This is a genomic window from Bacillota bacterium, from assembly GCA_030019365.1.
Lineage (GTDB): Bacteria > Bacillota > Sulfobacillia > JACIYH01 > JACIYH01 > JACIYH01.
Genome location: JASEFA010000001.1, coordinates 434,846 through 447,066, shown reverse-complemented (window position 1 = coordinate 447,066; position 12,221 = coordinate 434,846). Strand labels below are relative to the sequence as shown.

The window sequence follows — 12,221 nt, the reverse complement described above, 5'->3', positions numbered from 1 at the left end:
GTGGAGCCTTGACGCGGTTGCAGGCTTTGAGGCAGGGTATAGCGGGGCAACAGATCGAGTACTTCCTGGTGACGGGGAATGCCAATCGCCGCTACCTTTCCGGTTTCACGGGGTCCTCCGGGGTACTACTCGTCTCCCCGGAGCGGTGCTGGCTGGTCACCGACTTCCGCTACTACGAGCAGGCCCGCCAGCAGGCCCCGGACTGGGAGCTATATCCCCAGAAGGGGAAGCTCAGCGAGGCCCTGGGCGAGCTGTTCCGGGAACAGGGTATCTGCCGGCTGGGTTTCGAGAAGGACCACACAAGTTACACCCAGTACGAGACGCTGGCCGGACTGGGGCCGGAACTGGTGGGGCAGAGTGGGCTGGTGGAGAAGCTGCGTATGACCAAGGACGAGGGGGAGATCGGGGCCATCAGGCGGGCGGCCGCCCTGGCCGACGACGCCTTCGCCCACATCCTGTCAGTGATCCGTCCCGGGGTGCGGGAGGAGGAGGTGGCCCTGGAACTGGAGTATCATATGCGCAGGGCGGGCGCCGCCGGGCCCGCCTTCGACATCATCGTGGCCTCCGGCCCCCGTTCCGCCCTGCCCCACGGGCGGGCTTCGTCCCGCCGCATCGAGGCCGGGGGTTTCGTCACCATGGACCTGGGCTGCGCGGTCGACGGGTATTGTTCCGACCTCACCCGCACCGTGGTGGTGGGCAGGGCGGACGAGGAGCAGAGAAAGGTGTACGAAGTGGTGGCCCGGGCCCAGAAGGCCGGCCTCGCCGCCCTGCGGGCGGGCCGCCGGGGCTCGGAGGTGGATGCGGAGGCGCGCCGGGTGATCGCGGAGGCGGGCCACGCCGACCACTTCGGTCACGGCCTGGGTCACGGGGTGGGCCTGGAGGTGCATGAGGCGCCCCGCCTTTCTCCCCAGGCGGCCGGGCCGGACGAACCCGTCCTGGAGCCGGGCATGGTGGTAACAGTGGAACCCGGGGTATACATACCCGACTGGGGGGGCGTCCGCATCGAAGACCTGGTGGTGGTGCGGGAGGAAGGTTGCGAGATCCTGTCCCGGGCGGAAAAACGGCTCATCGAACTGTAACGCCAGGGGAAGCGGGGGGTAACGGAGGGTGATTTCGACCAACGACTTCAGGCCCGGGATCACGGTAGAGGTGGACGGGGAGATCTGGATGGTGGTGGAGGCCCAGCACGTCAAGCCCGGCAAGGGCTCGGCTTTCGTGAGGACCCGGCTCAAGAACATAAAGACCGGGGCCGTGCTGGACCGGACCTTTGCCGCCGGCGAACGCTTCCCCCAGGCCCATGTGGAGCGGCGGGAGATGCAGTATCTTTACGGTATGGGGGACCAGTATTTCTTCATGGACACCGGGACGTACGACCAGATCCAACTGGATAGGAGCCGGCTGGGTGACGCCACCCTGTACATGAAGGAAAACTGCACCGTGTACGTGCTCATGCACGAGGGCACCCCCATCGGGGTGGAGCTGCCCAACTTCGTGGAGCTGGAAGTGGTGGAGACGGAGCCGGGCCTGAAGGGGGATACTGCCACCGGAGGCACCAAACCGGCCCGGCTGGAGACAGGGGCCACGGTAAAGGTTCCCCTTTTCGTGGAGGTGGGGGACGTGATCCGGGTGGACACGCGCACCCACCAGTACCTGGAGCGCGTGTGACGGTCGGGGTTCTGCTCTGGCCCCGTGCCGCTTGTGCCGGGGCGGGACGAGGTTGCGGGCCGGTGGGGGCCCGCGGAAGGAGGTGGGGCCGGTGGGCGACCTGAGCTCCCGGGTGGCTTACCTGAAGGGACTGGCGGAGGGCCTGAACCTGGAGGCCGAATCCAAGGAAGGCCGGCTGCTCAAGGCCATCCTCGACGTGCTGGGCGAGTTTGCCGAGGAAGTGGAGAGCCTGCGCGGGCGGGTCGACGAACAGGAAGAGTACCTGGAGGATCTGGACGAGGACGTGGCCGAGCTCGAGGAGCGGGTGGCGGAAACCGAGGAGGGCGAAGAGGAGTTCTTCGAGGTGCAGTGCCCCCACTGTGGGGAGACGGTCTCCTACGCCGAGGAGGAGCTGGGGGAAGAGGGGCCCATGCAGTTGCGCTGCCCCAACTGCGGTGAGCTGATCTACCGCGACGAGGAGGACGAAGAAGAAGAAGGACCCCCCGAGCGCCGCTGACGGCCCAGCACCGCGGGTGCGCGTAGCGGGCCCCGGCCGCCGGACCCATGAAGGCCCGGTCGGTCGGTACGGATCACGCCCTGGCCGCTGGCGCGCATAGATCTCCCGCCCGTGGGAAACTATAGCAGCGAGCCCCGCACCAGCCCCGGAACTTCTAGGGCCCCCCAAGGAAGCTCCCGGGCAGCGGGGCTCAAACCTTTCTAGCATAATCTGGGGAAAGAGGAATACGGTGGAGGTGGCCTGAGAGACGCGGGTGACCGCACGCTGTCGGCGCCCCCGGTGGTGCGTTCCTCAGGACCGGGGGGAGGGGACGTGGGGCGAACCTGGCAGGAAGATCTGTTACCTTTCGTGGCCGGACCGGTGCGTGCAGCGCTGGAACGCCTGGCACCCACTATGGTAGCGCGTCTGGAAGAGATCCGGTTGCGGATCGGTTGCCCGCTGGCCGTGGGGAGTGACGGCCGGGAAACCTTCGTGTGCCCCGACGGCCGCCTCGCCGCGAGCCCCGACGAAGCGTACCGGGTGAACCGGGCGGACCTGGAGGCCGCACTGCAGCTTCTGTTCCAGGGCTCCCTTTACGCTGTAGAAGAACAGCTATCCCAGGGGTATGTGACGGTGTCCGGCGGACACCGGGTGGGCTTTTGCGGGCGGGCGGTGCTGGAAGGCGGGCGCATCGCCCGCCTCGTCGACATATCCTCGCTCAGCTTCCGCGTCTGCCGGGAAGTACGGGGGGCGGCGGACCCCATCATGCCTTTCCTGGTGGGCGAGGGTGCGGTGAGGGGAGCCCTCATCCTGTCGGCCCCCCTGGGAGGAAAGACCACCGTGCTGCGGGACGCGGTACGCCAGCTTTCCGACGGCCTCCCCGCCCTGGGATTTCCGGGGATAAAGGTTTGCCTGGTGGACGAGCGTTCCGAAGTGGCCGGGTGCTGGAACGGGGAACCGCAGCGCTATGTAGGCCTGCGTACGGATGTCCTGGACGGTGCGCCCAAGGCGGCCGGGTTGATGATGGCGGTGCGGGCCATGTCACCGCGGGTGGTGGCCACCGACGAACTGGGAGGTGCGGCCGACGTGGCCGCGGTCGAAGAGGCCCTGCACGCCGGGGTGGATGTCCTCGCCACCGCCCATGCTTCCTCGCTGGAGGAGGCCAGGTCCCGGCCCCACCTGGGCGGCCTGCTGGCCCGGGGGACCTTTCCCCTGGTGGTCCTGCTCAGCCGGCGGCTGGGCCCGGGGACTACCGAGGCAGTCTGGTCGGCCCGCGGGGAAAACCTGCTGCGGCGCCCGCTGCCCCCGGGACCGCTGGGGCCAGGGCATATCACCAGGGGCCGGGCCATATGATGCAGGCAGGGGGGACAAGGTGGGGGTTAAGTTGCTGGGGGCGGTGCTGCTCCTTCTCGCCGGGGCGGGAACGGGGTGGCAGTTCGCCGCCCGCCTGGGCCAGAGGGTGAAAGAGCTCGGCTCCCTGGGTCTCGCCCTGCGGGTTCTGGAGAGGGAAGTGGCCGTGGGGGCTACTCCCCTGCCCGTGGCCCTGGAACGGTCGGCCCAGGTGGCCGGTCCCTCCGTGGCCGACCTCCTGGGGCACGCCGCAGGCCGTCTGTCCGACGGGAGCGGTTGCACCGCCAGCCAGGCCTGGGAGGAAGCCTGCGCACGCACCCCGCTCTGCCTGACGGTAGCTGACCTGGAGGTGCTCCGGGGTCTCGGTGTCACCCTGGGCACGAGCGGAAGGGCCGATCAGGCGCGGCACATAGCCCTGACGCGCGAACGGCTGGCGACGCGGGAACAGAGCGCCCGGGAAGAAGCGGAGCGACAGGGGAAACTGTACCGCTACCTGGGGATCCTGGTGCCCCTGGCCCTGCTGCTGGCCCTGTGGTGAGAGGGTGCGGGGAGGCGGAAAGGTGGACGTGGAACTGATCTTCAAGATAGCCGGGGTGGGCATCCTGGTATCCGTCCTCTACACCGTCCTCAAGCAGGCGGGCAAGGAGGAGCAGGGACAGCTGGTGGCCCTGGCCGGCGTGGTGGTGGTGCTCATGATGGTCATCCAACTGGTGGTCCGCCTCTTCGAGACCGTCCGCACCATGTTTCGACTGTAGTGAGAGGGTACCTGGTGGAACTGGTGCAGGTGGTGGGATTTGCCCTGGTCGTCACCGTCATCCTGGTGGTGTTGCGCCAGCAGCGCCCGGACATGGCGGTGATGCTTTCCCTGGCCGCGGCCGCAGCCATCCTCTTCTTCCTGGTGGACCGGATCTGGCAGGCCATCGACCTGCTGCAGGAGCTGGCAGCCCGGGCGGGGGTCAGGGATACCTACGTACAGATCCTGTTGCGCGTAATGGGGATAGCTTACCTGGCGGAGCTGGGGAGCCAGGTGTGCCGGGATGCCGGGGAGGGAGCCATGGCAACCAAGGTGGAGATGGCGGGCAAGATCATCATCCTCATCCTGGCCATACCCATTGTGCGGGCCCTCGCCGACGCCATCCTGGCCGCCATCCCCCTGGCCAGTCGCTGATGGGTTCAGAAAAGGTACGCCCGGGGGGCCAGTTCATGGTGACGTGGGGGCGGCAGAGCGGAGGCCAGCGGGAACGACAACGCCGGGGAAGCCGGCGGGGGACGGGGTGCCGGCGGGGGACGGGGTGCCGGCGGGGGGCAGGCCACGGCCAGCGCGCACCGGTGGCGAGGGCGGCGGCCCTCCGGGTCGGGGCCCTCGCCCTTGCCCTCGCCCTGCTCCTTGCCGTGGCGATCCCGGGGCCGGCGGGTGCGACTCCGCCGGGCGGGGGGACGGTCCTGGCGGCCGGAGAGGGCGATTCCCCCGTCACCCGAGAAGCCGGTTCCCCCGCACCCGGAGGGACTGGTAGCCCGGTAGCCGGGCAGGACCGCCCCGACCTCGTGGGGGGAGCCCGGGAGCAGTGGGAGGCGGCCCGGTCTCTGCAGCTGGACCAGATGCTCCGGGAGATCGAAAGGGAGCTGGGCAGGCCCGGGGCGCTGGACGTGCCGGCCATCGTCTCGCGATTGAGGGAAGGGGGCATTATGGTCGACCTGCCTGCCCTGGGCCGGCGACTGACCCAGGTGCTGTGGGGGGAGGTGCCCGCCACCCTGTCCCTTCTGGGGAAGCTGGTGCTGCTGGCGCTGGTGGCAGGGGTGCTGGTCCAGCTGGGTGAGGCCTGCGGAGGCGGGCAGGTGGCCAGAGTGGCTCATCTGGTGGCTTTCCTGGCTTTCGCGGGGGTGGCCATTTCGGCTTTCGTAACTGCCTTTGCCGCCGCGAGGCTGGTCCTGAATCGCCTGGTGGCACTCATGCTGGCCCTCATCCCACCCTTTCTGGCCCTCACCGTAGCCAGCGGAACGCCGGCCAGCGCCGGGCTGCTCCACCCCGCCCTGATGCTGGCCGTGAATGGAGCCGGGTTGCTGGGGGTGGGCGTGGCCATGCCCCTCCTCTTCAGTTCTGCCCTGGTGGAGCTGGTGGATGGCCTGGGAGAGAAGCGACGGCTGGAGGGGCTGAGCACCCTTCTCAGGCAGGGCAGCGTGTGGACGGTGGGCCTGAGTATGGCCGCATTCCTGGGTGTGGCGGTGGTGCAAAACGCCGCCGGCCGGGCCCTGGACGGAGTCCTGGTGCGCACCACCAAGTTCCTCTCGGGCACCTTCGTGCCGGTGGTAGGTAAGATGTTCTCCGACGCCACCGAGGTGGTTTTCGCCTCCACGCGCCTGGTCATGACCGGCCTGGGATGGGCGGGTGCGCTTGCCATATTGGGCGTGATCATGCTACCCCTGGTCAAGATCGTGCTCCTCATGCTGTGCTACCGCCTGGCGGGAGCCCTGGTGGCGGTGCTGGACGCGGGCCAGCTGGCCGGCTGCCTGCGGGGGATAGCTGCCGCCCTGGGCTGGCTGGGGGTGATTGTGGGGATGGTAGCCCTCAGCTTCCTGGTGTGCATCGCCATGCTGGTGGGAGCGGCGCGCACCGTCTGAGGCAGGAAGGCCGGCAACCGCCCGCCGGGGTGCCGGGGCGGACGGGGGGAGACGGACCGGGCGAACGGGGAAGGGGGAAGGGGACCATGGCGGCGCTATGGGGCTGGTTGCGGAACATAGTCCTGCTGCTGCTCCTCATCCTGAGCGTGGAGTTGCTCCTGCCCCGGTCCACTTTCCGCCAGTACCTGAGGCTGGTGGCGGGCATGATCCTGGTGCTGGCCGTACTGGAGCCTGTACTGGCCTGGTTGACCGCAGGTGGCCCCGCTCCCGCCGTCTCCCGGGCCGGGTCGGCGGCCGCCCGCACCGCATCCGCTCTTGCGGGCGGCACGCTGCCGGGCAATCTCGCCCATGAGGTCCAGCTTGCGCGCGACCGCCAGGTGCAGGAGGCCTTCCGAGAGCGGGTAGCTGCGGCGGTGCGGGACCTCCTGGTCAGTTCCGGCACCGTCTCCGCAGCCCGGGTGGAGGTGCTGCTCGAGGGCCTCGAAATCACCGGGGTCCGGGTCCGGGTGCGATCCCGCGCCGGATCCCTGGCCCCCGGAGAGGGGGAACGCCTGGGGGACACGGTTGCCCGGTACCTGGGCATACCCCGGGACCGCGTCAGCGTGGGGGAGGGATAGCATTGCGCAGGGGCATGGAATCGGCGCACGGAAGCGGGTCACCCATGTGGAGACTCTGGGGGCAGGGCACTCGACCCAGTCCCTGGTTGGTACTGGCGGGCGTGGTGGGGTTGATCCTCATACTGGCGGGCTCATGGCTGGGGCAGCGGCGGTCGCAACCGCCTATCCCCGCCGGCCGGGACACCGAAGTCATGGCTCCCGTGGCCGCCCGCGGAGAAGTCACCCCAGAGAGCCTGGAGACGGTGCTTTCTCGCATAGCGGGTGCCGGCCAGGTGGCCGTGAGCATCACTTACCGCTCCGGCCCCAGGCAGGATGTGGTCCAGGACGTGTCCCGCACCACCCGTCGTACCGAAGAAAAGGAGCCGGGGGGTGCCCTCCGGGTCACTGAGGAGAAGCAGGAGAGCGTACAGGCGGTCATGGCCCGGCCCGGAGGGCAGGACCAGCCCGTGGTATCGCGGCAGGAGGCACCGGAAATCGCCGGGGTGCTGGTGGTGGCGTCGGGGGCGCGCGATCCCCGTGTCTGCGAGATGCTGGCCCGGGCCGTGCAGACCCTTCTCGGTCTGCCCGCCCACCGGGTGCAGGTAGTACCCAGCCGTTAAGGTGCACGAGGGGGGATGAACGATGTCCGGCCGGCCGGTGACCTTTGCCGCATTGGGGAGAAAGGAGCTGCTGAGGTTCCTGGTGCTGCTCTTCCTGCTCGCCCTGCTGGCCGCGGGTGCGGTATACCTGCGCACACGGGGCCACGGGCCGCGGCTCGGGGCCACCCAGGTGCCGGGGGCCAACCCGCCGCCTCCGGAGAGCACGGAGGTTATGGCGCCCTTTGAGCCCGGCGGCTCCCTGGCCGAGGCCCGCATGGAGCGGGAGCGGGTGCGCAGCCAGCAGATAGAACTCCTGGAGAGAATGGTGTCCTCCCGCGACACGGCACCGGATGTCAGGACCCGGGCCCAGGAGCAGATCCTGGCTATCATCGCCGCCATGGGAAAGGAAGTGGAGATCGAAGGTATCCTGAGGTCCAAGGGGTACCGGGACGTGCTGGCGTATGTGCGGGAAGGTGCGGTGACGGTGGTTGTACCCGATCCCTTGCAGGGACCAGACGCCACCCGTATCGCCGATGCCGTGTGCCGGGTGACAGGGTGCCGGCCCGAGCAGGTGGCCATCGTGGCCCCGGTGGCGAGCGGTGGAAGCACCCGGTAGCCAGTACCGGACCGGACCGGCCCCTTGGTACCGGAACGGACAGCACACCCGTAGGACCGGTCGACCTCGCCCGGTGACAAGGAATGGCGACGGTTTTGCCGAAAGACTTCTCACCCGTTGCCCGAGAGCGAGGTCGGATCGTGCGCAGAGTCCTCATCGCCAACCGGGGCGAGATCGCGGTCCGCGTCATCCGCGCCTGCCGTGAACTGGACCTGGAGACGGTGGCCGTCTATTCGGAGGCTGACACTGACTCCCTGCACGTGAAGCTCGCGGACGAGGCGGTTGCCATCGGCCCTCCGCCCGCCCTCCGCTCGTACCTCAACATACCCCGTCTGATCCAGGCGGCGGTAGATACCGGGAGTGATGCCGTGCACCCGGGCTACGGCTTCCTTTCCGAAAACCCTGCCTTCGCCCAGGTGTGCGAGGCCATGGGCATCGCTTTCGTGGGTCCTTCATCCGCCACGCTGCGGCTGCTGGGAGACAAGATCGCCGCCCGGGAAGTGGCGGCGCGAGCGGGAGTGCCCGTGGTACCGGGGAGCAGCCACCCGCTGGCTTCCCTGGAGGAAGCCTGCGGGCTTGCCCGCCGCTTGGGTTACCCGGTGCTCCTGAAGGCGCTGGCCGGGGGGGGAGGGCGCGGCATCCGCCTGGTGCGCGACGAGGACGGCCTGCGCCGGCGGTGGGAGCTGGCGGCCCAGGAGGCCAGATCGGCATTCGGGTCGCCCGAGCTGTACCTGGAGAAGTATCTGGAGCAGCCGCGTCACATTGAGGTGCAGGTGCTGGCCGACAGCTACGGCAGTATGGTGCACCTGGGCGAGCGGGATTGCTCCCTGCAGCGCCGGCGGCAGAAGGTGCTGGAGGAGTGCCCGTCGCCCGCCCTCGACGAGAGCATGCGCCGGACCCTGGCCCGGGCGGCGCTCCGGATCATGCGCGCCGCCCGTTACCGGGGGGCTGGCACCGTGGAGTTCCTGGTGACGGGAGGCGCCTGCTACTTCCTGGAGGTGAACGCACGCATCCAGGTGGAGCATCCCGTGACGGAAATGGTCTGGGGGGTGGACCTGGTCCAGGAGCAACTGCGGATAGCCGCGGGCGAGCGCCTGAGATTCGGCCAGGCGGCCTTGCGCCCCCGGGGGTGGGCACTGGAGATGCGCATCTGCGCCGAAGATCCCGACCAGGACTTCCTCCCCTGTCCCGGGTCTCTCACCGCCTACCGCCCCCCGGGGGGCCCGGGCGTGCGGGTGGATGACGGGGTCTACCCGGGGTGGACGATCCCGCCCCACTACGACTCCCTGCTGGCCAAGCTCACGGTATGGGGGCAGGACCGCCGGGAGGCGGTGGCCCGGGCCCGCCGGGCCCTGCACGAATACGTGGTGGAGGGGGTACGTACCACCATCCCCCTGCACCTGCGGCTGCTGGATGACCCCGTTTTCAGCCGGGGTGAAGCGGGTACCACCTACCTGGACCGGGGTGCGGATCCCTGACCCGGTGTGGTATCATTAGGCGGGGCGCGGGGACCGGACAGGGGGGAAACCGTGGCCGAGGGGGACAGGCCCGAAGCGACCGTCAGGGTCTCGGAGGAGGCGGTTGCCACCCTGGCTGCCATCGCTGCCACCGGGGTAGAGGGAGTGGCCGGCCTTTCCGCCGGGCTGGTGGGGGACCTGAGTTCCGCCCTGGCCCGGAGGGGGGTACCCCGGGGGGTCAGGGTGGAAGTGGGTGAGCGGGAGGCCGCCGTTGACCTCTACCTGGTGGTCAGGTACGGAGTGCGCATCCCGGAAGTGGCCCAGCGGGTCCAGCAGGTCGTCAAGAAGGCCGTAGAAGATATGACCGACCTCAAGGTGGTGGAAGTTAACATCCACGTCCAGGGAGTGGTGTTCCCACCGGTGCGCAAAGGTGAACGGGGGGGTCCGGCATGAGTCTGGCGGACAGGGTCTTTCTGGCCTTTTACAGCCTCTGCCTGGCGGTGGTATCGCTGGTGGTGGTGGCGGTGGCCTGGGGATGGCAGGGCCCGGTGGCCGCGTTGCAGGCCAGCCTGGGCGACCCCCAGTCCCGCTGGGTGCTGGGAGTATTGGGCGTCATATTCTTCGCCTTCTCCGTTCGCTTTCTCACCCTGGGGGTCCGCAGCCAGCGCACATCGCGGAGCGTGGTGCATGAGACCTCCATGGGGGACGTGAGCGTCTCCCTGGTGGCCGTTGAGAACCTGGTGCGCCGGGTGGCCAGGCAGTGCGTGGGAGTGCGTGATGTACGGGGATGGGTGAGGTACGGGGCGGCAGGCCTTTCCGTCCACCTCCGCCTGACCGTTAGCCCGGACGTGAGTATCCCCAAGGTGTCCGAGGAAGTGCAGAAGGCGGTGGACCGGTACGTCCGGGACGTGGTGGGCGTGGGGGTGGTCGAGGTGCAGGTGATGGTGGAAAACATCAGCACCGAGCCGCGGCGCCGCGTAGAATGACGGCGGGGGCGAGGTGGCGGGCATGGCTCCCGAGTGGCTGCGGCAGGGGTGGCATATAATCCGTCCCTTCAAGGGAAGGCTGATCGGGGGCGCAGTGGGACTTGCCTTCGCCCTCGTGGTTCACCATTACGGTTTTCTGTGGGCGATCTTCATCTGCATTTGTACGGCGGCCGGGTATTTCGTCGGGAAACGCATCGACGAGGACAAGGAGCGCTGGGTGGAACTCCTGGAGAAGTACCTGCCGCCGGGAAGGACGTGATCCTGGTCCCGTGGCGCGGCGCAAGGCCCGTGAGGTGGCGCTGAAGGTGCTTTTCCAGATGGATCTGGGGAGGCACACCCTGGAGGAAGCGTGGCCTCTGGCCATAGAGGGGGAAGGCCTGCCGGCGGGGTCGGCTGAATTCGCCCGGGAGCTGGCGGCGGGATCGACCTGCCACCGGGAGGATATCGACCGCCTGCTCTCCGAATGCTCCGAGGGATGGAAGGTCAACCGGATGCCCGGAGTGGACCGGAACATCCTGCGGCTGGCCGCCTACGAGCTGCTCCACCGGGCGGACATCCCCGCCAGCGCCACCATCAATGAAGCGGTGGAACTGGCCAAGCTTTATGGTACCGAGGAATCCCCGCGCTTCATAAACGGAGTGCTGGGGGAGCTGGCGCGCCGGCTGGGGCGGGTTCCCGCCCCGGCGGGGTGAAGTGGCCCCGGGCACCGTGGACCGCCGGGTGATCCTGGGCCTGGATACCTCGTGCTACACCACGTCCTGTTCCCTGGTAGGGCCCGGGGGAGGTGGGCTGCTCGATCTGCGCGTTCCCCTGCCGGTTGCCCCGGGGGAGAGGGGCCTGCGGCAGGGGGAGGCGGTGTTCGCCCACCTGGTGCGCCTGCCCGCCCTGGTGGAGCAGGCCATGGACGGGGCCCGCCGCGCGGGGTGGCAGGTCCAGGCGGTGGCGGTCAGCAGCCGCCCTCGCCCCCCGCAGGATTCCTACCTGCCGGTATTCAGGGTGGGCGAAGGGTTCGCACGCAGCCTGGCCGCCGCCCTGGGGGTTCCCCTGGTGGCGGTTTCTCACCAGGAAGGGCATCTGGCGGCCGGGTGGGAGATTGGCCTCCCGGGTACCACCCCGAACCTCCCGCGCCTCCCGGATACCCTTCTGGGCCTGCACGTTTCCGGGGGCACGACCGAGCTGGTCCGCCTGCGGGGCGGGCCTCCCTGGGAGATCGCGTCCCTGGGGACCAGCCTGGACCTGCACGCCGGCCAGTTCCTGGACCGGGTGGGCGTGGCCCTGGGCCTCCCTTTTCCCGCCGGGCCGTACCTGGACCGCCTGGCCGCCGAAGCGCCTGGCGAGCCGGAACCGGCGGCAGAGAAGGGCAGGGGCGCGGGTCTGCCCGGAAAGGGGCCGCCGGCCGGGCCCGAAGTGGCCATCCCGGTCACGGTGCGCGGTTTCCGGCCCAGCTTCGCCGGGCCCGAGGCGGCCGCCATGCGCCTCATCGGGAAGGGGACACCTCCGGCCCAGGTGGCGCGGGCGGCGCTGCTCTGCGTGGCCAGGGCCCTCGAGAAGATGGTCCTGGCCGCTCTGGAGGCTGGTGAACCACAGGCCGTGCTGGTGGTGGGCGGGGTGGCGGCATCGACCCTGGTGCGGGAACGATTGTGCCATCGCCTGGGCCACCCCGCAGTGGGAGTGCGGCTGCATTTCCCACCCCCCGGCCTGTGCACCGACAACGCCGTGGGAGTGGGGAGGTGGGGCTGGTGGGAGTTCGCGCGCGTTTGGGGCGGAAAGGACTTGTCACCGCAGGCGTCGAATAGCGGTGAGGATCGGGGCGGGTGACCCCCGCTTTTTTGCGCCGGTCTTGTGATGGGTGTAACAT

At 69.3% G+C, this 12,221-nt stretch carries 17 protein-coding genes; all 17 read left to right on the top strand.

Annotation, left to right across the window (positions count from 1 at the left end; translation table 11 throughout):
* Nucleotides 1-8 precede the first annotated feature (8 nt).
* The 17 genes from QME70_02135 to QME70_02055 all read left to right on the top strand — a co-directional run bounded on the left by QME70_02135 (nucleotide 9) and on the right by QME70_02055 (nucleotide 12,181).
* Nucleotides 9-1,079, top strand: a complete 1,071-nt coding sequence (locus tag QME70_02135; GenBank protein ID MDI6893411.1) for a Xaa-Pro peptidase family protein — start codon at nucleotides 9-11, stop codon at nucleotides 1,077-1,079.
* A 28-nt stretch (nucleotides 1,080-1,107) separates the two neighbouring features.
* Nucleotides 1,108-1,665: an elongation factor P gene (gene efp / locus QME70_02130; GenBank protein MDI6893410.1), complete on the top strand. Its 558-nt coding sequence runs from the start codon at nucleotides 1,108-1,110 to the stop codon at nucleotides 1,663-1,665.
* A gap of 91 nt (nucleotides 1,666-1,756) precedes the next feature.
* Complete coding sequence (locus QME70_02125; GenBank protein ID MDI6893409.1) at nucleotides 1,757-2,161, top strand: AraC family transcriptional regulator; 405 nt, start codon at nucleotides 1,757-1,759, stop codon at nucleotides 2,159-2,161.
* Nucleotides 2,162-2,473: 312 nt separating this feature from the next.
* The gene (gene spoIIIAA / locus QME70_02120) at nucleotides 2,474-3,493 is read left to right on the top strand and encodes a stage III sporulation protein AA (protein MDI6893408.1); all 1,020 of its coding nucleotides are present in this window, start codon (nucleotides 2,474-2,476) and stop codon (nucleotides 3,491-3,493) included.
* 19 nt (nucleotides 3,494-3,512) lie between these two features.
* Complete coding sequence (locus QME70_02115; protein MDI6893407.1) at nucleotides 3,513-4,028, top strand: stage III sporulation protein AB; 516 nt, start codon at nucleotides 3,513-3,515, stop codon at nucleotides 4,026-4,028.
* A gap of 22 nt (nucleotides 4,029-4,050) precedes the next feature.
* A complete protein-coding gene (gene spoIIIAC / locus QME70_02110; protein ID MDI6893406.1) occupies nucleotides 4,051-4,245 on the top strand; it encodes a stage III sporulation protein AC in 195 nt (64 codons plus the stop codon).
* Between the two features lie 14 nt (nucleotides 4,246-4,259).
* On the top strand, nucleotides 4,260-4,658 hold the full coding sequence (gene spoIIIAD, locus QME70_02105) for a stage III sporulation protein AD (GenBank protein ID MDI6893405.1): 399 nt from the start codon (nucleotides 4,260-4,262) through the stop codon (nucleotides 4,656-4,658).
* A gap of 35 nt (nucleotides 4,659-4,693) precedes the next feature.
* On the top strand, nucleotides 4,694-6,109 hold the full coding sequence (locus tag QME70_02100; protein MDI6893404.1) for a stage III sporulation protein AE: 1,416 nt from the start codon (nucleotides 4,694-4,696) through the stop codon (nucleotides 6,107-6,109).
* A gap of 86 nt (nucleotides 6,110-6,195) precedes the next feature.
* Nucleotides 6,196-6,726, top strand: a complete 531-nt coding sequence (locus QME70_02095) for a stage III sporulation protein AF (protein ID MDI6893403.1) — start codon at nucleotides 6,196-6,198, stop codon at nucleotides 6,724-6,726.
* A gap of 2 nt (nucleotides 6,727-6,728) precedes the next feature.
* Nucleotides 6,729-7,325 (top strand): stage III sporulation protein AG, encoded by a 597-nt coding sequence (locus QME70_02090; protein MDI6893402.1) that lies wholly within the window; start codon nucleotides 6,729-6,731, stop codon nucleotides 7,323-7,325.
* 22 nt (nucleotides 7,326-7,347) lie between these two features.
* Nucleotides 7,348-7,920: a SpoIIIAH-like family protein gene (locus QME70_02085; protein ID MDI6893401.1), complete on the top strand. Its 573-nt coding sequence runs from the start codon at nucleotides 7,348-7,350 to the stop codon at nucleotides 7,918-7,920.
* 137 nt (nucleotides 7,921-8,057) lie between these two features.
* The gene (gene accC / locus QME70_02080; GenBank protein ID MDI6893400.1) at nucleotides 8,058-9,398 is read left to right on the top strand and encodes an acetyl-CoA carboxylase biotin carboxylase subunit; all 1,341 of its coding nucleotides are present in this window, start codon (nucleotides 8,058-8,060) and stop codon (nucleotides 9,396-9,398) included.
* 51 nt (nucleotides 9,399-9,449) lie between these two features.
* Nucleotides 9,450-9,830, top strand: a complete 381-nt coding sequence (locus QME70_02075) for an Asp23/Gls24 family envelope stress response protein (GenBank protein ID MDI6893399.1) — start codon at nucleotides 9,450-9,452, stop codon at nucleotides 9,828-9,830.
* Entirely contained in the window at nucleotides 9,827-10,363 is a 537-nt protein-coding gene (gene amaP, locus QME70_02070) for an alkaline shock response membrane anchor protein AmaP (protein MDI6893398.1), read from the top strand. Before QME70_02075 ends, amaP begins: the two co-directional genes overlap by 4 nt.
* Nucleotides 10,364-10,385: 22 nt before the next feature.
* Entirely contained in the window at nucleotides 10,386-10,622 is a 237-nt protein-coding gene (locus QME70_02065; protein MDI6893397.1) for a DUF2273 domain-containing protein, read from the top strand.
* 10 nt (nucleotides 10,623-10,632) lie between these two features.
* Complete coding sequence (nusB, locus tag QME70_02060) at nucleotides 10,633-11,055, top strand: transcription antitermination factor NusB (protein MDI6893396.1); 423 nt, start codon at nucleotides 10,633-10,635, stop codon at nucleotides 11,053-11,055.
* Nucleotide 11,056: 1 nt separating this feature from the next.
* On the top strand, nucleotides 11,057-12,181 hold the full coding sequence (locus QME70_02055) for an O-sialoglycoprotein endopeptidase (GenBank protein MDI6893395.1): 1,125 nt from the start codon (nucleotides 11,057-11,059) through the stop codon (nucleotides 12,179-12,181).
* The last annotated feature ends 40 nt before the right edge of the window (nucleotides 12,182-12,221 follow it).

Coding starts and splice junctions, on each gene's coding strand:
- QME70_02095 (MDI6893403.1), top strand. CDS start 6,196: ATGGCGGCGCTATGGGGCTGGTTGCGGAACATAGTCCTGCTGCTGCTC.
- QME70_02065 (MDI6893397.1), top strand. CDS start 10,386: ATGGCTCCCGAGTGGCTGCGGCAGGGGTGGCATATAATCCGTCCCTTC.
- amaP (MDI6893398.1), top strand. CDS start 9,827: ATGAGTCTGGCGGACAGGGTCTTTCTGGCCTTTTACAGCCTCTGCCTG.
- QME70_02085 (MDI6893401.1), top strand. CDS start 7,348: ATGTCCGGCCGGCCGGTGACCTTTGCCGCATTGGGGAGAAAGGAGCTG.
- QME70_02100 (MDI6893404.1), top strand. CDS start 4,694: ATGGTGACGTGGGGGCGGCAGAGCGGAGGCCAGCGGGAACGACAACGC.